This window comes from Pseudomonas sp. BN417, from assembly GCF_029871205.1.
GTDB lineage: Bacteria > Pseudomonadota > Gammaproteobacteria > Pseudomonadales > Pseudomonadaceae > Metapseudomonas.
This window is the reverse complement of record NZ_SSOJ01000072.1, coordinates 1-21,848: the sequence shown is the minus strand read 5'-3', so window position 1 is coordinate 21,848 and position 21,848 is coordinate 1. Positions and strand designations below refer to the sequence as shown.

General features: G+C 65.5%; 20 protein-coding genes and 1 pseudogene. 10 read left to right on the top strand and 11 right to left on the bottom strand.

The genetic code is table 11. The annotated features are described in order from the left end of the window. Together E8F11_RS08100 and E8F11_RS08095 are read right to left on the bottom strand one after the other, a co-directional pair. Positions 1 to 365, bottom strand: a pseudogene (locus tag E8F11_RS08100) (acetaldehyde dehydrogenase); the annotation flags it as partial. 42 nt (positions 366 to 407) lie between these two features. Continuing rightward, positions 408 to 1,715, bottom strand: a complete 1,308-nt coding sequence (locus tag E8F11_RS08095) for an MFS transporter (protein WP_280288326.1) — start codon at positions 1,713 to 1,715, stop codon at positions 408 to 410. A gap of 197 nt (positions 1,716 to 1,912) precedes the next feature. On the opposite strand from E8F11_RS08095, the gene E8F11_RS08090 reads away from it, so the two are divergent. From E8F11_RS08090 to E8F11_RS08080, 3 genes are all read left to right on the top strand, one after another. Further along, a complete protein-coding gene (locus tag E8F11_RS08090; RefSeq protein WP_280288325.1) occupies positions 1,913 to 3,652 on the top strand; it encodes an IlvD/Edd family dehydratase in 1,740 nt (579 codons plus the stop codon). A gap of 113 nt (positions 3,653 to 3,765) precedes the next feature. Continuing rightward, positions 3,766 to 4,488, top strand: coding sequence for a FadR/GntR family transcriptional regulator (locus E8F11_RS08085; RefSeq protein WP_280288324.1), 723 nt, complete (start codon positions 3,766 to 3,768; stop codon positions 4,486 to 4,488). 29 nt (positions 4,489 to 4,517) lie between these two features. After that, positions 4,518 to 4,871 (top strand): YkgJ family cysteine cluster protein, encoded by a 354-nt coding sequence (locus E8F11_RS08080; RefSeq protein ID WP_280288323.1) that lies wholly within the window; start codon positions 4,518 to 4,520, stop codon positions 4,869 to 4,871. Between the two features lie 146 nt (positions 4,872 to 5,017). On the opposite strand, the gene E8F11_RS08075 is transcribed toward E8F11_RS08080, so the two are convergent. Then, entirely contained in the window at positions 5,018 to 6,598 is a 1,581-nt protein-coding gene (locus E8F11_RS08075) for an aldehyde dehydrogenase (NADP(+)) (protein ID WP_280288322.1), read from the bottom strand. A 141-nt stretch (positions 6,599 to 6,739) separates the two neighbouring features. Then, positions 6,740 to 7,735 (bottom strand): AraD1 family protein, encoded by a 996-nt coding sequence (araD1, locus tag E8F11_RS08070; protein ID WP_280288321.1) that lies wholly within the window; start codon positions 7,733 to 7,735, stop codon positions 6,740 to 6,742. 105 nt (positions 7,736 to 7,840) lie between these two features. Here araD1 and E8F11_RS08065 point away from each other — a divergent pair, with 105 nt between their 5' ends. Then, positions 7,841 to 8,782, top strand: a complete 942-nt coding sequence (locus tag E8F11_RS08065) for a LysR family transcriptional regulator (RefSeq protein ID WP_280288320.1) — start codon at positions 7,841 to 7,843, stop codon at positions 8,780 to 8,782. Between the two features lie 136 nt (positions 8,783 to 8,918). After that, entirely contained in the window at positions 8,919 to 9,638 is a 720-nt protein-coding gene (locus E8F11_RS08060; RefSeq protein WP_280288319.1) for a gamma-glutamylcyclotransferase, read from the top strand. Here E8F11_RS08060 and E8F11_RS08055 read toward each other — a convergent pair. Then, positions 9,602 to 10,711, bottom strand: coding sequence for a DUF1615 domain-containing protein (locus tag E8F11_RS08055; protein ID WP_280288318.1), 1,110 nt, complete (start codon positions 10,709 to 10,711; stop codon positions 9,602 to 9,604). The two genes, E8F11_RS08060 and E8F11_RS08055, sit on opposite strands and share 37 nt — an antisense overlap. A 564-nt stretch (positions 10,712 to 11,275) precedes the next feature. Here E8F11_RS08055 and E8F11_RS08050 point away from each other — a divergent pair. Next, a complete protein-coding gene (locus E8F11_RS08050) occupies positions 11,276 to 12,091 on the top strand; it encodes a type 1 glutamine amidotransferase (protein ID WP_280288317.1) in 816 nt (271 codons plus the stop codon). A gap of 65 nt (positions 12,092 to 12,156) precedes the next feature. Here E8F11_RS08050 and E8F11_RS08045 read toward each other — a convergent pair whose 3' ends face one another. Both E8F11_RS08045 and E8F11_RS08040 read right to left on the bottom strand, forming a co-directional pair. After that, complete coding sequence (locus E8F11_RS08045) at positions 12,157 to 13,101, bottom strand: YeeE/YedE thiosulfate transporter family protein (protein WP_280288316.1); 945 nt, start codon at positions 13,099 to 13,101, stop codon at positions 12,157 to 12,159. Between the two features lie 55 nt (positions 13,102 to 13,156). Further along, entirely contained in the window at positions 13,157 to 14,074 is a 918-nt protein-coding gene (locus tag E8F11_RS08040) for a LysR family transcriptional regulator (protein WP_280288315.1), read from the bottom strand. Between the two features lie 89 nt (positions 14,075 to 14,163). On the opposite strand from E8F11_RS08040, the gene E8F11_RS08035 reads away from it, so the two are divergent. Next, entirely contained in the window at positions 14,164 to 14,649 is a 486-nt protein-coding gene (locus E8F11_RS08035) for a GNAT family N-acetyltransferase (RefSeq protein ID WP_280288314.1), read from the top strand. Between the two features lie 166 nt (positions 14,650 to 14,815). Beyond that, the gene (locus E8F11_RS08030; RefSeq protein ID WP_280288313.1) at positions 14,816 to 15,766 is read left to right on the top strand and encodes a phospholipase D-like domain-containing protein; all 951 of its coding nucleotides are present in this window, start codon (positions 14,816 to 14,818) and stop codon (positions 15,764 to 15,766) included. Between the two features lie 264 nt (positions 15,767 to 16,030). Here the strand turns inward: E8F11_RS08030 and E8F11_RS08025 are convergent, their stop codons facing one another. Together E8F11_RS08025 and E8F11_RS08020 are read right to left on the bottom strand one after the other, a co-directional pair. Further along, positions 16,031 to 16,330, bottom strand: coding sequence for a cell division protein ZapA (locus tag E8F11_RS08025; protein ID WP_280288312.1), 300 nt, complete (start codon positions 16,328 to 16,330; stop codon positions 16,031 to 16,033). Then, entirely contained in the window at positions 16,327 to 16,557 is a 231-nt protein-coding gene (locus tag E8F11_RS08020; RefSeq protein ID WP_280288311.1) for a hypothetical protein, read from the bottom strand. Before E8F11_RS08020 ends, E8F11_RS08025 begins: the two co-directional genes overlap by 4 nt. A gap of 224 nt (positions 16,558 to 16,781) precedes the next feature. Here E8F11_RS08020 and E8F11_RS08015 point away from each other — a divergent pair, with 224 nt between their 5' ends. Next, positions 16,782 to 19,145, top strand: a complete 2,364-nt coding sequence (locus E8F11_RS08015) for a DNA polymerase II (protein WP_280288327.1) — start codon at positions 16,782 to 16,784, stop codon at positions 19,143 to 19,145. Between the two features lie 237 nt (positions 19,146 to 19,382). Here the strand turns inward: E8F11_RS08015 and E8F11_RS08010 are convergent, their stop codons facing one another. Both E8F11_RS08010 and E8F11_RS08005 read right to left on the bottom strand, forming a co-directional pair. Further along, positions 19,383 to 20,015: a response regulator transcription factor gene (locus tag E8F11_RS08010; RefSeq protein ID WP_280288310.1), complete on the bottom strand. Its 633-nt coding sequence runs from the start codon at positions 20,013 to 20,015 to the stop codon at positions 19,383 to 19,385. Between the two features lie 22 nt (positions 20,016 to 20,037). Beyond that, positions 20,038 to 21,384: a cache domain-containing protein gene (locus E8F11_RS08005; protein ID WP_280288309.1), complete on the bottom strand. Its 1,347-nt coding sequence runs from the start codon at positions 21,382 to 21,384 to the stop codon at positions 20,038 to 20,040. Positions 21,385 to 21,554: 170 nt separating this feature from the next. On the opposite strand from E8F11_RS08005, the gene E8F11_RS08000 reads away from it, so the two are divergent. After that, on the top strand, positions 21,555 to 21,848 hold a 294-nt coding region (locus E8F11_RS08000; RefSeq protein ID WP_280288308.1), incomplete at its 3' end, for an OprD family outer membrane porin.

Here is a 21,848-nt window from a genome sequence, read left to right as displayed (position 1 = left end):
AGGTGCTGCTCCAGGTTGACCACCGGCACGCAATACGGACCGATTGCGGCCGGGGTCAGGTCGATCACACGAAGACCGGGCTTGTGGCCCCGCAGCAAGGCGTCATTCTTCACGTGCGCCGACGCACTGGTGGCATCGAAGACGAAGTCGATCTCGTCGAAGATCGGCAGGCGGGTCAGGCCCTCCACGCCTTCATGGGTAGTGGCCACGCCCAGTCGTGCTGCGCGGGCCAGACCGTCGGACGCCGGGTCGATGCCGACCATGGCGCCCATTTCCAGATGCTGCGCATTGCGCAGCACCTTGATCATCAGGTCGGTGCCGATGTTGCCGGAACCGATGATGGCGACTTTCAGCTTTCTACTCATGCAAGTGCTCCAGGGCGGCGGGCATCCCTGCCCGCCGAGGTATCAGGAAGCCTGTTCAAGCGCCGTAGGGCGCGCGGCGGAGGCCTTCTTTTCCAGATGGGTGTAAACGATCCGGGTCAGCAGCACGCCGCTGATCAACACGGCGGAAAGAAAGTACAGGCCGGAAGACAGGGTGCCGGTGTACTGCTTCAGGGCGCCGATGCCGAACGGGCCGATATAGCCGCCCAGGTTGCCGAAGGAATTGATCAGCGCGATGCCCGCAGCCGCGCTGGCGCCGGTGAGGAAACGGCCCGGCAGCACCCAGAAGATCGCGGTGACCGAGAACAGGCTGAAGGCGGTCAGGCACAGGGCCATCAGCTGCAGCACCGGCGAGGCCAGCCAGGCGCTGAGGAACAGGCCCACGGAACCGAGTATGTAGAGCGCCGTGAGGTGGCCGTAGCGGTCGTTCAGGCGGTCGGAGCTGCGCGGCACGATCAGCAGGCCGATGACCCCGAAGATATAGGGCACCGCCGAGATGAACCCGGTGGTCAGGTCGCTGCCGCCGAACTGGTGCACCAGGGTCGGTAGCCACAGGCCCAGGCCATAAGTGCTCAGGGTGCTCGGCAGGTACAGCAAGGCCAGCAGCAGCACGCGGCGGTCGGTGAGTGCGCGCAGCGGGTTGGCGTGCTCGGTCTGGCCGTATTCCTTGCGGTCCTTTTCCAGCTCGGAGGACAGCCATTTGCGGTCTGCCTCGGCCAGCCAGCGGGCATCCTTGGGCTTGTCCGGCAGCAATTTCAGGGTCGGCCAGGCCAGCAGGATGGCCGGCACGCCGATGATGATGAACAGCCACTGCCACCCGGCCAGCCCGGCGATGCCGTTCATGCCCAGCAGCGCGCCCGCCAGGGGCCCGGTGACCATCAGGGCGATGGGCTGGGACAGGATGAAGAAGCCCAGCACCTTGCCGCGGTGGCGCACCGGGTACCAGCGGGTGATGTAGTACAGCACGCCGGGGAAGAAGCCCGCCTCCGCCGCGCCCAGCAGGAAGCGCATGGCATAGAAGCTGTAGGCCCCCTGCACCAGCGCCATGCAGACGGTGATCGCGCCCCAGGTGATCAGGATGCGCGCGAACCAGCGCCGCGCGCCGTAGCGCTCGAGCAGCAGGTTGCTGGGGACTTCGAAGATGAAGTAGCCGATGAAGAACAGGCCGGCGCCGAAGCCGTACGCCATGTCGCTGATGCCGAGGTCGGCATTCATGTGCAGCTTGGCGAAGCCCACGGCGGAGCGGTCGATGAAGGCGACGAGGTAGAGCAGGATCAGGAAGGGAATCAACCTGAGCGTGAGCGTGCGAATGATCCGAGCTTCCGGATTCATGGCGGTTCTCCAGCTTGTTGTTGTTATGGGTCGGTTGCCTCGGTCCGGCCGGTGCATGGCAAGGCACCGGTCTCAGCCAAGTGATCGAGACGATATAGTAATACTTTTTACAGCGCAACGATTTCAAAATGGCTTTCCATGGAGTAGATTCAGCAACAGCCCCACGAAATAGTCATACAATAAGAGTTGACCGCGCCATGACTGAGAAGAAAACCCCGCTCCGCTCCGCCCAATGGTTTGGCACCGCCGACAAGAACGGCTTCATGTACCGCAGCTGGATGAAGAACCAGGGCATCCCGGACCACGAATTCCAGGGCAAGCCTATCATCGGCATCTGCAACACCTGGTCCGAGCTGACGCCCTGCAACGCCCACTTCCGCAAGATCGCCGAGCACGTGAAGAAGGGCGTGCTGGAGGCCGGCGGCTTCCCGGTGGAATTCCCGGTCTTTTCCAGCGGCGAATCCAACCTGCGCCCCACCGCGATGCTCACCCGCAACCTGGCCAGCATGGACGTGGAAGAGGCGATACGCGGCAACCCGGTGGATGCCGTGGTGCTGCTCACCGGCTGCGACAAGACCACCCCTGCCCTGCTGATGGGCGCGGCCAGCTGCGACGTGCCGGCCATAGTGGTCACCGGCGGGCCGATGCTGAACGGCAAGCACAAGGGCAAGGACATCGGCGCCGGCACCATCGTCTGGCAGATGCACGAGGCCTATAAGGCCGGCGAGATCGATCTCAACGAGTTCCTCTCCGCCGAGGCCGGCATGTCCCGCTCGGCGGGCACCTGCAACACCATGGGCACCGCCTCAACCATGGCCTGCATGGCCGAGGCCCTGGGCACCTCGCTGCCGCACAATGCGGCGATTCCGGCGGTGGACTCGCGCCGCTACGTGCTCGCCCACCTCTCCGGCATGCGCATCGTCGATATGGTCCACGAGGACCTGCGCCTGTCGAAGATCCTCACCAAGGCCGCATTCGAGAACGCCATCAAGGTCAACGCCGCCATCGGCGGTTCGACCAACGCGGTGATCCACCTCAAGGCCATCGCCGGGCGCATCGGTGTGGAGCTGGACCTGGAAGACTGGACCCGCGTCGGCAAGGGCACCCCGACCCTGGTGGACCTGCAGCCGTCCGGGCGCTTCCTGATGGAAAAGTTCTACTACGCTGGCGGCCTGCCCGCGGTGATCCGTCGCCTGGGCGAAGCCGGCCTGCTGCCCAATCCGCAGGCACTCACCGCCAACGGCAAAAGCATCTGGAGCAACTGCCAGGCCGCGCCGCAGTACGACGAGGAAGTCATCCGCCCGCTGGACAAACCCCTGGTGGAGGACGGTGGCTTGTGCATCCTGCGCGGCAACCTGGCCCCGCGCGGCGCCGTGCTCAAACCCTCGGCCGCCACGCCGGCGCTGATGCAGCACCGCGGCCGCGCCGTGGTCTTCGAGAACTTCGACGACTACAAGGCACGCATCGCCGACCCGGATCTGGACGTCGACGAAAGCTGCGTGCTGGTGCTGAAGAATGCCGGGCCCAAGGGCTATCCGGGCATGGCCGAGGTGGGCAACATGGGCCTGCCTCCCAAGGTACTGGCCAAGGGCGTCACCGATATGCTGCGCATCTCCGACGCGCGCATGAGCGGCACCGCCTACGGCACGGTGGTGCTCCACGTGGCGCCGGAAGCCGCCGCCGGCGGTCCGCTGGCCGCGGTGCGCAATGGCGACTTCATCGAGCTGGACTGCGCCAGCGGCCGCCTGCACCTGGATATCAGCGACGAGGAGCTGCAGGCGCGCCTGTCCGACCTGCAACCGGACACCAGCGCGAAGATCTTCGACAGCGGCTATGCGCGCCTTTACGTCGACCACGTGATGCAGGCCGATCAGGGCTGCGACTTCGACTTCCTGGTCGGTTGCCGCGGTTCGGCCGTGCCGCGCCATTCCCATTGAGCCCCCGGGGCGCCGGCCGGCCCGGTGCCCACCCGACCTCTCGCCGGCTCTCCGGAATCGGCGAGGGAGCGATGCTATGATGCGCGGCATCATCACGGACCAGCGCTTCTTCCATGGATTACCAGACACCCAAGCCCCGCAAGAGCATGCACGCCCGCATCGTCCAGGAACTGGGGATGCACATCGTCTCCGGCCGCTTCAAACCCGAAGAGAAGCTGCCGCTGGAGGCGACGCTCTGCGAGGAATACAAGGTCAGCCGGCCGGTGCTGCGCGAAGCCACCCGCGTGCTGACCGCCAAGGGCCTGGTCTATTCCAAGCCGCGTGTCGGCACCGTGGTGCGCCCCCGCGCCGAATGGCACCTGCTGGACCCGGACGTCCTCTACTGGCTGGTGCAGAGCACCCCGCAGAGCGAGTTCTTCAACACCCTGGTTGGCGTACGGCGGATCCTCGAACCGGAGATCGCCGCGCTGGCGGCCACCACCGCAACCGAGGAAGACATCGCCGCGATCGAAGACGCCTACCGGCGCATGGAAGCTGCCCAGACCCGCGAGCAATTGCTGCAGCCGGACCTGGACTTCCACCGCGCCATCGCCGAAGCCACCCACAACGATCTGCTCGCCTACATGTGCAACATGCTTTCGCTGCCGCTGCGCGAGTCAATCACCGTCACCAACCTGCGTCCCAATACCCAGCAGCTCAGCCTGCCGCGCCACAAGGCCATCCTTACGGCGATCAAGAATCGCGATGCCCTGGGCGCCCGCCACGCCTCCCTGGTGCAACTCGACGACACCCGGGTAGCCCTGGATACCGTGATGAACGAGCTGACGCCGCTCTAAGGGAGCACCGACGTGCCCAGGCCTAGCAAATGAGCTGTACCAGCCGAAAGATCGACCAGCTGCGCCGGCAGATCCCGAATTTCGCCTGCGTGCCCGGCTGTCACGATTGTTGCGGGCCGGTGACGGCCTCGTCGGAGGAAATGTCGCGGCTACCGGTGAAAAGCGACGCCGAACACGACGCCGCTCTTGCCCATTGGAACTGCGTGCACCTCGGCCCACAGGGCTGCGAAGTCTATGACCAGCGCCCGCTGATCTGCCGCCTGTTCGGAACCACCCCGAGCCTGCCATGCCCGCGAGGCCGCGGCCCGGAAACGCCAACGGAGCCGCAGGTCGTTGACCAGGTTCACGACCTGATCGCCAGCACCCGCCAGGTGCTGGTCTAGCCGCGAAGCGGTGCCAGTTGCGGGGGCTTTCGCAGGGTGGACCACGCTTCACCGGTCCACCATCGGGGTTCAGCCCGACCACGTTCGGTGGCCTGCCGTGCAAAAGCCATAAAGAACTTGCCGGGCGTACGTCCTTGGGATGCCCCTTAGAACGCCTGGTGGCTGCTTTTGCCATCCACCAGGCGCTGGATGCCCAGGGGATTGGCGTTCTTCAAGGCGTCGGGGAGCAACTGGTCCGGGTAGTTCTGGTAGCACACCGGGCGCAGGAAGCGGTCGATGGCGAGCGTCCCCACCGAAGTGCCGCGCGCATCCGAGGTGGCCGGATAGGGGCCGCCATGGACCATGGCATCGCAGACCTCCACACCCGTGGGGTAGCCGTTGAGCAGCAGGCGCCCGGCCTTCTGCTCCAGCAGGCCGAGCAGGTCGCCATAGGCATCCAGGTCCGCCGGTTCGGCGATCAGGGTGGCCGTCAGCTGCCCGCGCAGGCCTTGCAGCGCCCGGACCAGTTCGGCCTTGTCCGCCACTTCGACCACCACGGTCGCCGGGCCGAAGACTTCTTCCTGCAGCAGCTCGTCACCTTCCAACAGCAGGCTGGCGTCGGCCTTGAACAGCTGAGCCTGGGCCTTGCCGCCTTCCTGTTTCGCACCGGCTAGATGGGTGATGCCGGGGTGCTGATGGAGGTTGTCGAGGCCGTGGCAGTAGCTCTTGAGACCACCGGCGTTGAGCAAGGTCTGGGCCGGCTGGTCGCCCATCAGCGCGGCGAAGCGCTGGAGAAAGGCGCTGAACTCCGGCGAACGGATACCGATCACCAGACCCGGATTGGTGCAGAACTGCCCTGCCCCGAGCACCACGGCGGCTGCCAGGTCGGCGGCGACCTGCTCGCCCCGGGCTTTCATTGCCTCCGGCAGCAGCAGCACGGGGTTGATGCTGGACATCTCGGCGAATACCGGGATCGGCTGCGGGCGCGCCGCCGCCATGTCGCAGAGGGCTCGGCCGCCACGCAGCGAACCGGTGAAGCCCACGGCCTGGATCGACGGGTGCTTGACCAGCCATTCGCCAACGCCGGCACCATAGACCATGTTGAATACGCCGGCGGGCATGCCGGTCTTCCCGGCGGCGCGCAGGATGGCGTCGGCCACCCACTCGGCCGTCGCCATGTGGCCGCTATGGGCCTTGAACACGACCGGGCAGCCGGCAGCCAGGGCGGCGGCGGAGTCGCCACCGGCGGTGGAGAACGCCAGCGGGAAGTTGCTGGCACCGAACACGGCCACCGGCCCCAGGCCAATGCGGTATTGACGCAGGTCCGGGCGCGGCAGCGGCTGGCGCTCCGGCAAGGCGCGATCGATGCGCGCGCCATAGAAGTCGCCGCGTCGCAGCACGGTCGCGAACAGGCGCATCTGGCCGCTGGTGCGGCCGCGTTCGCCCTGGATGCGCGCCGGGGGCAGCGCGGTTTCGCGGCAGACAGTGGCAATGAAGTCCTCGCCCAGGGCGTCCAGCTCATCGGCTATGGCGTCGAGGAACTCGGCGCGCCGGCTGGCGGGCAGGTTGCGGTAGGCCGGATAGGCGGCCTCGGCGGCGCGGGCGGCGGCGTCCACCTCGGCCTCGGTGGCCTGGTGGAAGCCGTAGGGCAGCGCCTCGCCGCTGGTGGCGTCGAAGCTCTGCAGGATCTGGCTGCCAGCGGCGCTGCGGCCGCCGGCGATGAAGTTCCAACCGGTGATGACAGTCATCTTCTACTCCCTGACCTGATGGGTTAAGGGTGCCGCCGCAAAAGGCAGCGGGCTATGGGTGGGAAGCGCAAGGCGCGCGCCTGGTGGGTGCGCGGCTGAAATGCGCACGCGGCGCCGCGGGCTGGCCCGCGGCGCTGCGGTTCAGAGCGCCGGTACCGCGCCGGGCTCCAGGGGGTCGCGGTCGATGGCGATGCCGTTGCGCAGGGGCGCGCCGAACTCGCTCATCTCGATTTCGAAGGTGTCGCCGGGCCGGGCCTTGATGCCATCGGCGAAGGACAGCGTCGCGGTACCGAAGTAGTGGACGTGCACATCGCCCGGGCGCAGGAACTGGCGGTACTTGAAATGGTGGTACTCGAGGTTCTCCAGGCTGTGGCACATGTTGTCCTCGCCGGAGAGGAATTCCTTCTCCCAGATCACTTCGCCGTCGCGACGGATGCGGCTGACGCCGGCCAGGTGCGCCGGCAGCTCGCCCACCCGCAGTTCCGGGCCGTAGGAGCAGAAGCGCAGCTTCGAATGCGCCAGGTAGAGGTAGCTGCGACGCTCGGTGACATGGTCGGAAAACTCATTGCCAAGGGCAAAGCCCAGGCGATAGGGCCGGCCGTCATCGCCTACCACGTAGAGGCCGACCAGTTCCGGCTCCTCGCCGGCATCCTCGGCGAAGCTTGGTACCGGGAAGCTCTCCCCCGGGCGCACCACGATGCCGCCGTCGCCCTTGTAGAACCATTCCGGCTGGGCGCCGACCCGTCCCGCGCCGGGCTTGCCGCCCTCCACGCCCCATTTGAACATGCGCATGGTGTCGGTCATGGTCGACTCGTCCTGAGCCTTCTGCTGGTGCATCTTGTCGCGGGTAGAAGCGCTGCCCAGGTGGGTCAGGCCGGTACCGCTGATCAGGCAGTGGGCCGGGTCGGCATGATCCAGCGGCGGCAGCACGCGGCCGGCCTCCAGCAGCTCCTGGTACAGCGGCCCGGGCTCGCAGCCACGGGCCAGCACTTCGTCCTTCAGGCTGTGGCGGGCAGCGACGGCGGCCAGGGCGAGTTCGCGGGTGGTGGCGGTGGCGCGCAGGACCTGGACCTGCTCGCCCTCGATCACGCCGACGTGACGCTGGCCGGTGGCGGTCTCGAACTGGATCAGTCTCATGGCGGTGGCTCTCGTTGCGGGAGGTAGTGGCCGGCACTTTACGAATCGCCCGGCAGCCTGCCTAATGAGAGCTCCTGATCCAGTGATAACTTTCCGTCATCCCCCATGATCGCCTCCCTCCCCGCCCTGGTTTCCCGCTTGCGCTTGAAACAGCTGCGCCTGCTCATCGCCCTGGATGAACAGGGCTCCCTGCACAAGGCCGCCGAGCAGGTCGCCATCACCCAGCCCGGCGCCACCAAGGCGCTCAATGAAATCGAGGCGGCCTTCGGCGCGCGCCTGTTCGAGCGCACCAGCCAGGGCCTTGCGCCCAACGACCTGGGACGCTGCGCCATTCGCTACGCGCGGCTGATCCATACCGACCTGGCGCACCTGCGGGAAGAGATGATCGGCATCCTCCAGGGCCAGGGCGGCCGCCTGTCGGTCGGCGCGGTCATGGGTGCGGTACCGCTGCTGGTGCGCAGCCTGGAGCGCCTGCGCGAGGCCCAGCCGGAACTGTCGGTGGAGGTGGTGGAAGACACCAGCGCCCGCCTGCTCGGGCTGATCGACCAGGGCCGCCTGGATCTCGCCGTCTGCCGCACCAGCGTCAGCCAGCGCCCGGACGCCTACGACTGCCTGGAGCTCTACCAGGAGCAGCTGCGGGTGGTCGCCAATCCGGCCCACCCCCTGGCCGGCGCGCCGCGCCTGGAACTCGAGCAGCTGGCCGCCTTTCCCTGGGTGGTCTACCCGGCCAACATGCCCATGCGCCTGGTGCTGGAGCGCGAGTTCAGCCAGGCCGGCCTGGAGTTTCCCCGCTACCCCGTGGAAACCGCGTCTACCCTCACCACCCTGATACTGCTCCGCCAGAACCCGCGGCTGGTCGCACTGATGCCCGTGGAGGTAGCCGAAGCCGCGCTGAAACTCGATACGCTGACTACCCTGCCCCTCTCGCTGCATTCGCGCAGCGAGCCCTATTCGGTAGTGATCCGCCATGGCGCCCAGCTCTCGGCTCCAGCGCGACTGCTGTGGAAGGAACTGCAGGACGAAGGCGCGCCGACCTCGGCGCCCTGATGCAGGCTTTGCTTGCCGACGCCGGGTCACTCCCATCGGGAATAGCCCCTATGCGCAAGTGTTCTGAGCATAAGGACGTCCCGTCGCCGCCTTGGGCTAGGCTCCACTACCCAGTCACTGCGGGGGTGCAGTCGCAATGGCCAATGGCACGCGGAAGCTGACCGCCGAGCTCGTCGCCCGCGTCGAGCGGATGGAACCGGACCCGGGCCCCGAACCCGGCACGCGGGAACACACTGAAGCCGAGTTCGCGGCCATGGCCGATGCACTCCTGTCCGCGTACCGGCCGACCGAACTCTGGGTATTCGCTTACGGGTCGCTGATCTGGAACCCCGAGTTCGATTTTGTCGAGAGTTGCCGCGCCACGGCCTTCGGCTGGCACCGATCCTTCTGCCTGAAGCTGACCCGCTGGCGTGGGACGCGGGACTTTCCGGCGCTGATGCTGGCCCTTGACCGGGGCGGCAGTTGCCAGGGCATGGCCTACCGGCTACCGGACCGGGACCATCGCGGGCAGTTGGTGCAACTGCTGGCTCGGGAGATAGATGCCAACCCGCCCACCAATGTGCCGCACTGGATTGCCGTCAGGACCGGCCAGGGGCTGTTGCGCGCCCTGGCCTTCGTCGCCGCCCGCGATGGCAATGCCTATGCCGGCAGATTGCCGCCGGCCCAGGTCGCCCACGTGCTGGCTAGGGCGGCCGGCCACTGGGGCTCGGCGGCCCAGTACCTGTTCCGCACCGTGACCATGCTGGAGGAACACGGCATCCGCGACCGCAACCTTTGGCACATCCAGGGCCTGGTGGCCGAGGAGATCGACGGCTCCGATCAGCTCCCCGAAGCGCGTTTCATGCAGCGCTGGTAACGCTCGTCCACCCTCTTGGCGAACCACTCGGTGGTCAGCTTGCGGGTGATCTTCGGGCTCTTCAGGTCGATGCCGGGCATCACCGAGCGAGGCAGCTTGCGCCGCTCGACCTTGTCGGCCAGGGCGAAGACGCGCTCATAGAGGTCGGTTTCCTCGAATTCCTGGCTGTCGCCTTTCAGCAGGTCGCGGCGGATGGCGGAATCGCTGAGGTCCAGTTGCTTCTGCAATGCGCGCACCGCGAGCTCCGTGGAGCCGGCCTTGCTCGATCCGTGGATGACCAGGTCGCCGTCCAGCGCCAGGAGAATGCCCGAGGCCAGGCTCACGGCGTTCTGGAAGGCCGCATTGCGGCTGGCGTACCAGCCGGCGTTGAAGTCGGCGAAGCGATACAGGGGCTTCGGGTAGCTGGCCGGATAGCCCAGCAGGTGAGCGATGCCGAAATACATGCCGCCGCGCCGGGTGAAGACTTCCTGGCGGATGGAACCGTCCACCGGGTAGGGGTAATCCTTCGCATTGGCTTCCGCGAAAGCGATGCTGACCTGCATGGGCCCGCCGGTATGCACCGGGTTGAAGTTGCCGAAGAGTTTCCGGCCCAGGGGCACCATGTCGATGAAATCGTCGAAGATCGCGCTCAGTTGCTTTTCGGTACGCGCGGAATTGAGCCGCTGGCTGTAGGTCTTGCCCGTGGGTGAATCGATCTGCAGCGCGGAGTTCACCACGAATGCCGGGACATGCAGGCTACCGGCGCGGCGCAGGATCTCCTGCCGGGCGATCTTCGCCAGCCCCGGCACCGGCGGGTCCACCTGGTAGGTGGACTCCTGCTCGGTAACCGCCAGCACCGCACAGAGGTTGCTATTGCTCGGCGAGATGTCCTGGGCGGCGAAGGCCGCCTGGATATCGGCGGCCCAGCCCTTGCGGTCGGGAGTCTTCGCCGGCAGCAGGCGGACTACCTTGGCGCGCACCTCGGCCGGCCGCAGGACCGGCTCCTCCGGGCGCTGGGTGCCGCAGGCGGCGAGTGCCAGTAACGCGGCGAAGGTAGTGACGCGGGAGAAAAGCTGTACTGCAGAGTTGTTCATGGAAGGGCTGCCTTGCGATTCATGCGCGCAGAAAATCGCATGAAAGGCGCAGCCAGGCCAGAAGTCGAAGGGTGGTGTCTGGCGGGGGCGACGGAGCTGACCCGGCAGGGTGCGCCGCGCGCACCAAGGGTTGGGCGAGGCGGCGGGGTTGATCCCGCTATCGGTGCGCATAGCGCACCCTACGGTGGGGCAGCAGGTACGCCCCCACGGAGCGGCCGGACAAGGCGAGCATGCTCTAGGACGGGGCTTTCGATTTCAGGAGCAGAAGTCCAGCATTCTGAACACTCGTTTTAGATGCTGAACCTGAAAATATTTTTGATAAAGTCTATTTATCCTTATTTATCAAATATTTAGTCGTGAAAAATCGATAAAAATCGGACATTATTTTTTACGTTTTCCGCCCCATTCGTTTGACATATTTAACGGCTCTGGCAGGCTATATGGCAGGTCTCGACCGGAAATCGCCCCGACGATTGCCGGCAGTGCTCGAGATCTCAGGTAGCGCCAGGCCTTACCGGCGCGCCTGCACAGCAACGATAGGCTGAGCCTGTCCCAAGGTGAAATATGTCCAACAGCAACATTGGCAATAAGAAACAGAACCTCCGCAAACCCGTCGTCCTGATGTCCATGGGCGCCCAGGAACGCAAGGGCCATGACTACCAGGTGATGACCCACAAATACATCGTTCCCCTGGTAGAGCTGTCCGAGTGCGTACCTGTCCTGGTGCCCACCTGCTGCGGCACTGAAGACCTCGAGCAATACCTTGATATGGTCGACGGCGTTTATCTGACCGGCGCCGGCAGCAACATCGACCCGTCGCTCTACGGCCAGGAGAACGAGACTCCCGGCAAGGGCCAGGACAAGGATCGCGACAACTTCGACCTGCCCCTGATCCGCGCGGCTCTCGAGCGCGGCCTGCCGATCTTCGGCATCTGCCGCGGCATGCAGGAAATCAACGTCGCCCTGGGCGGCGACATGTACCAGAAGGTCTACGCCGAACCCGGCTTCAACGACCACAGGGAAAACCCGGAAGACCCGGTGGACGTGCAATACAGCGCCGTGCACAGCGTACGCGTCCAGCAAGGCAGCTGGCTGCACAAGGTGCTGGAGACCGACGAGATCCGCGTCAACTCGCTGCATGGCCAGGGCCTGAAAAACCTCGGCAAGGGCATCGAAGCCATCGCCCACGCCGAGGACGGCCTGGTCGAAGCCATCCACGCACCGAACCTCTCGCCCTTCCTCTTCGCGGTGCAGTGGCACCCGGAATGGCAGGCTGCGCAGAACCCCGATTCGGTGAAGATCTTCCAGGCCTTTGGCGAAGCATGCCGCCAGCAGGTCCAGAAGAAAGCGACAGGCAAGAAGTTCGACGCCGCCGCCTGAGGCGACGACAGTCGATAGAAAGAGCCCGGCAATCGCCGGGCTTCTTCGTGACTGGGGTATGACCTTCACGCCCGTTTCGCCAGCGCGGCCACCCTCCCCGCCCCCCAGATCGCCACGACCGCCACCAGGCACATGCAGCCGAATGCCAACCAGGCGTTGGGCCAGAGCAGCGGCATGCCGAACAGGATCAGGCTGTCATTGCCACCCGGTACCAGGCTGGAACCCACCCCCATCAGCATCCCACCTGCGAAACAGCGTGCCAGCGTGAGCAGGCTCGGCCAACGGTGCTGCCAGATTCCCGCCGACCAGCCACCGAGCAGCGCCCCGGCGAACATTGCCGGCAGCAGCAGGCCGCGCAGGCCCAGCTCCATGAAGCGGCCGGTGGCCAGCTCGGCGAGGATATCGGTGTAGGCCCAGGCGCCCACGCAGACGAACAGCAACAGGAAGGCGACGCCGAGGACGATGGTGGCATGGTGCGGGGACCAGATGGAGGTCGCAGTGGTTCCGTTGTATCGGTTCCAGGCCAGCCAGCCCAGGCGTGCGACGAGCAGAGCGATGATCAAGGGCACCAGTGCGATGGGTACCTGCTGCAGCCAGACCGGAATCGCCAGCGGCATGGCCGACGTCATGCCCAGGCTCCGGCCGGCCAGGGCGAAGCCGGCGAGAAAGCCTGGCGGAGTCGCCAGCCAGGCCCATTGCCCGGAGCCGATCCGCGCCACCACGCCGAACGCGCAACCGCCATTGATAAAGGCGCCCACGCCGAGCAATGCGCCGCCCAGCGCAGCGTGCCAGTGCAGCGGATAGCCCATGGGCACCTCGGGCAGGCGGTTGAAGGCGCGCAACAGGACGAAACCGCCGAGCACCCAGAGGGAGGTTTCCAGCAACGCGCGAAGGCGCATCCAGCGGCGCTTCTGCACCACTTCCTCAAGCGCGGCCACCAGGCAGGTGCCGCCGCGCTGGACGGCAAAGCCCATCAGCAACGCCAGGATCACGCTTGCCAGCAGGATCACACTCTGCCCCTCCGCAATCCGCGTCATCCGCCAAGCTTAGCGGCTGGCGCGACGGCTAGCCTTCGCGCAGGGCGCGCAGCTGTTCGAGCATCCAGGCGTGAGCGTCGCTGCGGGCGTACTTGGCGTGACTGTAGAGACGCAACGCATAGGGCGGGATCTCGAAGGGTGCGGGATAGAGCTCGACGCCGGCCACCTGCTGCAAGGTGCGGGCGGCGTGCCCGGGCACCGTCATCAGCAGCTCGGTCGCCCCTACGATGAAAGGCGCCGCCATCACCGTCGGCAGTTGCACCGCCACCTCCCGCTGCAATCCCATGCCGTCCAGGACGTGGTCGATGGCGCCGCTGGTCTCGTTCCAGGGCGTCACCACCACATGGCGCTCGTGCAGGTAGCCGGCCAGGTCCAGTGGATTGCGAACCCGAGGGTGGTCCCGGCTGGCGATCACCAGGTAATGGTCCGTCAACCAGTCCAAAGTCTCGACCCCGCTGGGCAACCGGTCACGCCCCTCGCTGTAGCCCAGGGCGAAGTCGATGCGGCCGCTGGCCAGGTCCTCGATCGACACCTTGCGCTCGGACTGCACAAGGCGCACGCGAATACCCGGCGCCTCCCGTTGCAGGCGCCGCATCAGCGCCGGCAACAGGGCAAAGGCGGTGTAGTCGGTAGCGGCGAAGGTGAAGGTCCGCTGACTGCTGGCCGGAACAAAGGGCTCCCACTGCCCTAAACCCTCCGCCAGCGCCTTGAGGGCGATGGTCAGCGGCTCCACCAGCAGTTCGGCGCGGTGGGTCGGGTGCATCCGGTTGCCCTGGCGGATGAACAGTTCGTCATTCAGCGCTTCGCGCAACCGGCCCAGGGCATGGCTGAAGGCCGAGGCGCTGATGGCCACCTCGGCAGCGGCCGTGGTGACACTGCGGTGGCGGTAAAGGGCATCGAAGACCAGGAGCAGGTTGAGATCGAGACGGCGCAGCACTGAATGCATAGTGTTCACTTTCTACTGAGATAAATGCACTTCATGCACTCTACCAAAGCCACTAGCATGGCTGCCTCAACCGCCAACGGAGAAGTGCAGTGAAAGTCGAGATCCGCCCCGCCCAGCCCGCCGATGCCCAACATATCCTGGATTTCATCACCGAGCTGGCGGTCTACGAGCGGGCCGGCCATGAGGTCATCGCCAGCGTCGAAGACATCCGTCGCAGCCTCTTCGCCGACAACGCACCCGCCCGGGCCCTGATTTGCCTGCAGGGCGGCCAGCCGATCGGCTACGCGGTGTACTTCTACAGCTACTCCACCTGGTTGGGGCGCAACGGCATCTACCTGGAAGACCTCTACATCACCCCGGAACAGCGCGGCATAGGCGCCGGCCGCCGGCTTCTGCGGGAAATCGCCCGCGAGGCCCGCGCCAATGACTGCGGCCGCTTGGAATGGAGCGTGCTCGACTGGAACCAGCCGGCCATCGACTTCTACCGCTCTCTGGGCGCCCTGCCCCAGGACGAATGGGTGCGCTACCGCCTGGATGGCGACGCCCTGCGGGAGTTCGCCGAAGGTAGCGACTGACTCGGCGCTCTTCTCCATCCACTCCAGCCCCGAAGCCCCGTGCTTCGGGACGCGCTCGAAGCGTCACAGTGATGGTTGCGTGCCCGCGCGCATGTCAAGGCACTGCTCAAAAACCTTGCCTGTGCGAAAATGCTGCCATTGCTGAAATGATGTCGCTGGAGACTGTATGGAAATTCTGGATTACGAAGACAGCCTGGAAACCTATCTTGGCGAGCTGAGCGGAAAGAAGATCACGATGGTTTCCGCCTTCGCCAGCGGCACCGAACCCCTGATCGATACCCTGATCGAGAACGACAACCAGCTGGACATTGTGGTCGGCACCATCAACTCGCTGACCGCCCCAGACTTCATCGAGCACTGCGTCAACGAGGCCAACCCGGCCCTGGCCCTGTCGGTCGACTTCCGCTACCAGGCGAGCGTCAACTGGAAGCTCTACCTGATCGAGCCGGACATCGTCATCGTCGGCAGCGCCAACCTGACCCAGGTGGGCGTCAGCCTGGTTCGCGACACCTGCGTGGTGATCGCCGATGCCACCCTCTATGAGGCCTACCTGGCCAAGGTCCAGGCGCTCAAGGGCACCGACGGCGTGCTCGCGTGCAGCAACTCCCAGGCCTTCGAGGAGGCCCTGGAAGGCTACCGGGAGCATCACCGCCGCATGCAGGCGGGCCTGACCCGCACAGCGCATTACCTGGACAGCGAAAGCTGGCTGGAAGACGACACCAACCAGAGCATTCCGCTGTTCATCTGGTACAGCGACCACTCGCAACAGTCCGAGGACGAGGCGCGCAAGTACCTCAAGTCCAGCAGCGACGGCGTGGCCTGGGATGATGTCCGCGAGTTCTTCACCTATGAATGCGCCGAGGGCGCCCTGCCCTACGAAGAAGGCGACGTGGTACTGACCGCACGCTGCAACGGCTCGCACATCGGCTTCTACACCTTTGACCGCATCCTCTACCGCGACGGCATGTACTACATCTACGCCTACCGCAAGAAGCGCTACGCCATGCCCTTCAAGCTGGACGGCGACAAGGAGCTGCTGAAGGAAGCCATTCCGGTCTGGTACGAAGAATGCCGGACGGAAATCAACCGCACCGACATCCTCCGCGTCATCCGCTGACCGCACAGTGAACGGGCCCTTTCCCATCGGGGGAAGGGCCCGTTTCATTTGGTGCTGGCTAAACCGGCGCTGAAGAAGGGCCGCTTTCTCGTAGGGTGGATAGCGCTTTTCTATCCACCAGAGCGGTGGAAATCCGCAACGCGGATTCTCACCCTACGCCCCTCGAAGAATGGGTCGGGCGGCGTTCCGCGAGTAAACCAATACCCATCATGCCGCGCCGATGGGTATCGCTGCGCTCCACCCATCCTACGATGCCGCTTACAGTCAGGAGCCCTGGGACTCCAGCTGCTCGCGGATGCGCCGGTTGATTACGGCGATGCGCTGGGCGACATCGGCCGGATCCTGGGGCTTGTCGCCGGCGCTCAGCTGGCGCGCACAAAGGTTGAGCGCGGAAAGCACCACCAGCTCGTTGCTGGTGACGTAGGGGAATTTCTTCTTGTTGGCGGCGATCTCCGCCTGCAGCACCGCTGCCGCGTCCTGCAGTACGCGCTCTTCGCCGCGAGGGGCCTTGATGCTGTACTCGCGCCCCAGAATGTTCAGCACGCGGACGCTGTCGTTACTCATGCGCTGGCGCGGGTGTCGCTAACGCGGCGGACCAGGGCCTGCAGGCGCTCGGCGGTGACGTTGTTCTTCTCTTCCTGCTCCATCACGGCGAGTTGCAGGCTGTCGTTCTCTTCGCGGGCCTTGCGCAGTTCGGCACGAATGCGGGCGTTGTCGTCGGCAATGGCCTGGTTCTGTTGCAGCAGCTCGCTGACGAGCTCTTCGAGTTGTACGAGGGTGGTATCCAGCATGGTCGTCTCCGAGGCCGGGGGAAAGGCGCGGAGGATAAAGAATAAAGCCTCGTCCTGGCCAGGAAAAATCGGACTCTTCGGACAAAATGTATGCTGTCAATTCAATGGCTTAGATTATTTTCCTCATGCCATTTGGACAGTATGGCCAGCACCTTGCCCAATGCGCGCGCGATGCCGATGACGGGTAGAATCGCGCCATGGAACAAGCATCCGGGGTTGCAGCGGTGGAGTTACAGCAGGGTTTTGTCCTGACCCGGCATTGGCGGGACACGCCCGAGGGGACGGAAGTCGAATTCTGGCTGGCCACCGACGCCGGCCCGCGAAAGGTCCGCCTGCCCTGCCAACCCTCCGTGGCCTTCATTCCCGTCGAGCAGCGTGAACGCGCCGAAACCCTGCTGCACAGCGAGCGCGATGCAGAGCTTCGCCCGCTGGCGCTCTGCGACTTCCAGCACCGCCCGGTGCTCGGCCTGTACTGTAAGCAGCACCGCCAGCTGATGCGCCTGGACAAGGCGCTGCGCAAGGCCGGCATCGACGTCTTCGAAGCCGATGTCCGCCCGCCGGAACGCTACCTGATGGAGCGCTTCATCACCGCCCCGGTCGCCTTCGGCGGCACGGCGGACGCCAACGGCCTGTTGCTGGACGCCCAGCTCAAACCCGCGCCGGACTACCGCCCACGCCTCCGGCTGGTGTCCCTGGACATCGAAACCACCGAGCACGGCGAGCTCTATTCCATCGCCCTGGAAGGCTGCGGCCAGCGCCAGGTGTACATGCTCGGTCCGGCCAATGGCGAGGCCGGCGCCCTGGACTTCCAGCTCGACTACCGCGACAGCCGCGCCGAACTGTTGGAAGCCCTCAACCAATGGCTGGCCGAGCACGACCCGGACGCCATCATCGGCTGGAACCTGGTGCAGTTCGACCTGCGCGTGCTGCAGGCACACGCCGAGAAGCTGAAGGTGCCGCTGTGCCTTGGCCGCGGCGGCGACCCCATGGGCTGGCGCGAGCATGGCAGCGGCAACAACCATTTCTTCGCGGAGGCCGCCGGGCGGCTGATCATCGACGGCATCGAGGCGTTGCGCTCGGCCACCTGGAGCTTTCCCTCCTTCAGCCTGGAAAGCGTGGCCCAGACCCTGCTCGGCGAAGGCAAGGCGATCGACACGCCCTACCAGCGCATGGACGAGATCAACCGCATGTTCGCCGAGGACAAGCCCGCCCTGGCGCGCTACAACCTCAAGGACTGCGAGCTGGTGACGCGCATCTTCGAGAAAACCGAACTGCTCACCTTCCTGCTGGAGCGCGCCACCGTCACCGGCCTGCCCGCCGATCGCAGCGGCGGCTCGGTGGCGGCCTTCACCCACCTGTACATGCCGCTGATGCACCGCCAGGGCTTCGTCGCGCCGAACCTCGGCGAGAAGCTGCCCGAAGCCAGCCCCGGCGGCTTCGTCATGGACTCACGCCCCGGCCTCTATGAATCCGTACTGGTCCTCGACTACAAGAGCCTCTACCCCTCGATCATCCGCAGCTTCCTGATCGACCCGATCGGCCTGGTGGAAGGCCTGCGCCACCCCGATGACAGCGATTCGGTGCCGGGTTTTCGCGGCGCGCGCTTCTCCCGCACGCGGCATTGCCTGCCGTCCATAGTCGAGCGCGTCTGGCAGGGTCGCGAGACCGCCAAGCGCGAACACAACCAGCCGCTGTCTCAAGCCCTGAAGATCATCATGAACGCCTTCTACGGCGTGCTCGGTTCCAGCGGCTGCCGCTTCTTCGACCCGCGCCTGGCCTCCTCCATCACCCTGCGTGGCCACGAGATCATGCGCCGCACCCGCGAGCTGATCGAAGCCGAAGGCTACAGCGTGATCTACGGCGACACCGACTCCACCTTCGTCTGGCTCAAGCGCCTGCACGACGAGGACGACGCCGCGCGCATCGGCCGCAGCCTGGTGCAGAAGGTCAACCAGTGGTGGCGCGAGCACCTGCTGCGGGAATACGGCCTGCAAAGCGCCCTGGAGCTGCAGTACGAAACCCACTACCTGCGCTTCCTGATGCCGACCATCCGCGGCGCCGAGGAAGGCAGCAAGAAACGCTACGCCGGGCTGGTGGTACGTGCGGACGGCAGCCGGGAAATGGTCTTCAAGGGGCTGGAGACGGTACGTACCGACTGGTCGCCCCTGGCCCAGCAGTTCCAGCAGGAGCTCTACCAGCGCATCTTCAATCGCCAGCCCTACCAGGATTACGTGCGCGACTACGTGCAACAGACCCTGGCCGGTGAACTGGACGAGCTGCTGGTGTACCGCAAGCGCCTGCGCCGGCAACTGGACGACTACACCCGCAACGTGCCGCCCCACGTCCGCGCCGCGCGCATGGCCGACGAATTCAACGACCGCCAGGGCCGCCCGCGCCAGTACCAGAACGGCGGCTGGATCAGCTACCTGATCACGGTGAACGGCCCCGAGCCGCTGGAAACCCGCCGCTCCGCCATCGACTACGACCACTACCTGACCCGCCAGCTGCAGCCGGTGGCCGACGCCATCCTGCCCTTTGTCGGAGATGACTTCGCCTCGCTGATCGACAAGCAGATGGCGTTGTTCTAGGCAGTTGGCCAGTGCTCATCGCGAATGCAGGTCGCAGTCCTGCCGTAGGGTGGATGACGCTCTTCTCATCCACCAGCGGTGGAACCTCGCCTGGTGGACCGGTGAAGCGTGGTCCACCCTACGAACTGCAGGGCTGCCTTTTGTAGGAGCCAGCTTGCTGGCGAACCACCGCACGAAGACATTCGCGAGCAAGCTCGCTCCTACAGGGCGTCCCTCCGGGAGCAGGCGGGCTAATCCTCAGATTGAGATCAACCCATGCTCCAGCGCGTACTTCACCAGGGCGGCAGGGGTGTCGATGTTGAGCTTGCGGCGGATGCTGAGGCGGTAGGTCTCCACCGTGCGCACGCTGATATCCAGCTCGCGGGCTACTTCCTTGTTGTTCAGGCCCTTGGCGATCATCGACAGCACCTGCAATTCGCGCGGCGTCAGTTCGTTCTCGTCGCGACTGTTGGTGGCCAGCTTGCGGGCGATCTCCGGGCTATAGAAGCTGCCGCCGGCGACTATCGCCTCGATGGCGGCGATCAGCTCGGTGGACGGCGCGTTCTTCAGCACGTAGCCGAAGGCGCCGGCGTTGATGGAGGTGCGCACGTACTCCTGGTTGTCGTACATGCTGAGGATGAGGATCTTGATGCCAGGGTGGAGGCTGCACAGCTTGCGCGTCAGCTCCAGGCCGTTCATGTCCTTCAGGCCGACGTCCACCAGCAGCAGGTCCAGTTCGGTGGAGGCCACCAGCTCCAGGGCCTCGGCGCCGGATTCGGCCTGGGCCACCACCTCGAAATGCGGCATCGCCGACAGCAGGGCTTTCACGCCGTCGCGCACCAGCACGTGGTCGTCGATCAGGGCGATTCTGATGGGGTGGGGAAAGCTCATCACGGCCTCGGGGTTCTAGCGCTCAAGCGCTTTGCACGGGTATCTCGACCTGTAGCTCCGTGCGGCCGTGATAGGAAGAAATGCTGAAGGTCCCACGATGGTGGTCGACCCGTTCCCTGATGTTGCGCAAGCCGATTCCCTGGCTCCTGTCCATCAGGCCGGGATCGAATCCGACCCCGTTGTCTTCCACGCGCAGGGCGATCGCGCGCTTCGATGTGGAGAGCGAGATTATAGCGGCGCTGGCCCGCGAGTGGCGTTCGATGTTGCCCAGCGCCTCCTGGATGATGCGGAACAGCGTGACGGATACATCCTTGTCCACCTGTGCGTCGTCCAGCTCGCGTTCGTACTGGGTGCGGATGGTGGTGCGCTGCTCGAACTCGCGCACCAGTTGGTCGATGGCCGGCGACAGGCCGAGGGTGTCCAGCAGCGACGGCCGCAGGTCGTGGGAGATACGGCGGATCTCGCCAATGGCCTCGCCCAGGCGCGCCGTGCCCGCGCGCAGGTTGTCCAGTCCCTTGCCCTGCCCATTCTGCAACTCCAGGTTGGCCAGCTCGAACTGGAACTTGATGGAGACCAGCTGCTGGCTGATGCCGTCGTGCAGCTCGCGGGATACCCGCGAACGCTCCTCTTCCTGCAGGTGGACGATACGCTGGTTGAGGGCGGAGAGCTTGCGGTCAGCCAGGCGGTGCTCGGTGAAATTCAGCATCAGCCCGCCGGTGAACACCACCAGCACCGCAATCAGCGAGAAGGAGGCGATCGCCAGCACCGTGGTCAGCACACCCGACGCCACCTCCTGGCGCGACTTGAGGGTGGCCACCTCGACATCGTCGATGTAGATGCCAGTGCCCAGCATCCAGCCCCAGCGATCCAGCATCACCACGTAGGAGAGCTTTTCGGTCACCTGCCCGGAAGACGGTTTCTCCCAGGTGTAGAGCTGGTAACCATCGCCCTTCTGGGCGCTGTCCAGCAGCGCCTGGATCACCGGCAGGCCGTTCTTGTCCTTCATGCCGATGAGCTCCTTGCCCACCAGGCTCGCCTGCCGGGGGTGCATCAGGTTCTTGCCGTGGCGGTCGTAGACGAAGAAGTAGCCATCCAGGCCGAAGTTCGCCCGCGCCAGCATGTTCAGCGCTTGCTGCCGGGCCCAATCGTCGTTCCGGCCGCTGTCGTACAGCGGTGCGATCAGGCTCAGGGCCAGCCCCAGGTAGTTCTTCAGCTCGGCCTTCTTGGCCGCCATGATGCTGCTCTCCACCAGCTTGGCCTGCTCTTCCTCCAGCTTCTGGCTCTGGGCGAACACCAGGACGCAGATGAACAGCACCGAGGCGATGAGCGGCAGGACGCTGAGGATCACGATCTTGTACTTGAGTTGCATGTTCACTCACTTCGCAGCGCGGTCCGGGGGAGCTCGGTAGTTCTACGCACCCGGGGTCGGTAGTACAGCGCATATCAATGGGCGGCTCGCCCGTGAATAGTTGCGCGGCTGTGCGGTTGCCGTTTCCGGTCCGCCAGACAACCGCTTCCACAATAACAAGAGATCAGAACATGCCCCGTCATACCCGTCTCTGTTCTTCCCTGCTCCTGCTGACCGGCACCGCCATCGGCGCCGCCACCCCTGCCCAGGCCGAGTTCATCAAGGACAGCAAGGCCAGCCTGGAACTGCGCAACTTCTACTTCAACCGCGACTTCCGCCAGGACAATGCGCCCCAGTCCAAGGCCGAGGAGTGGGCCCAGGGTTTCCTCCTGCGTTATGAATCCGGCTTTACCGAAGGCACCGTCGGCGTCGGCGTCGATGCCCTCGGCCTGCTCGGCGTCAAGCTCGACTCCAGCCCCGACCGC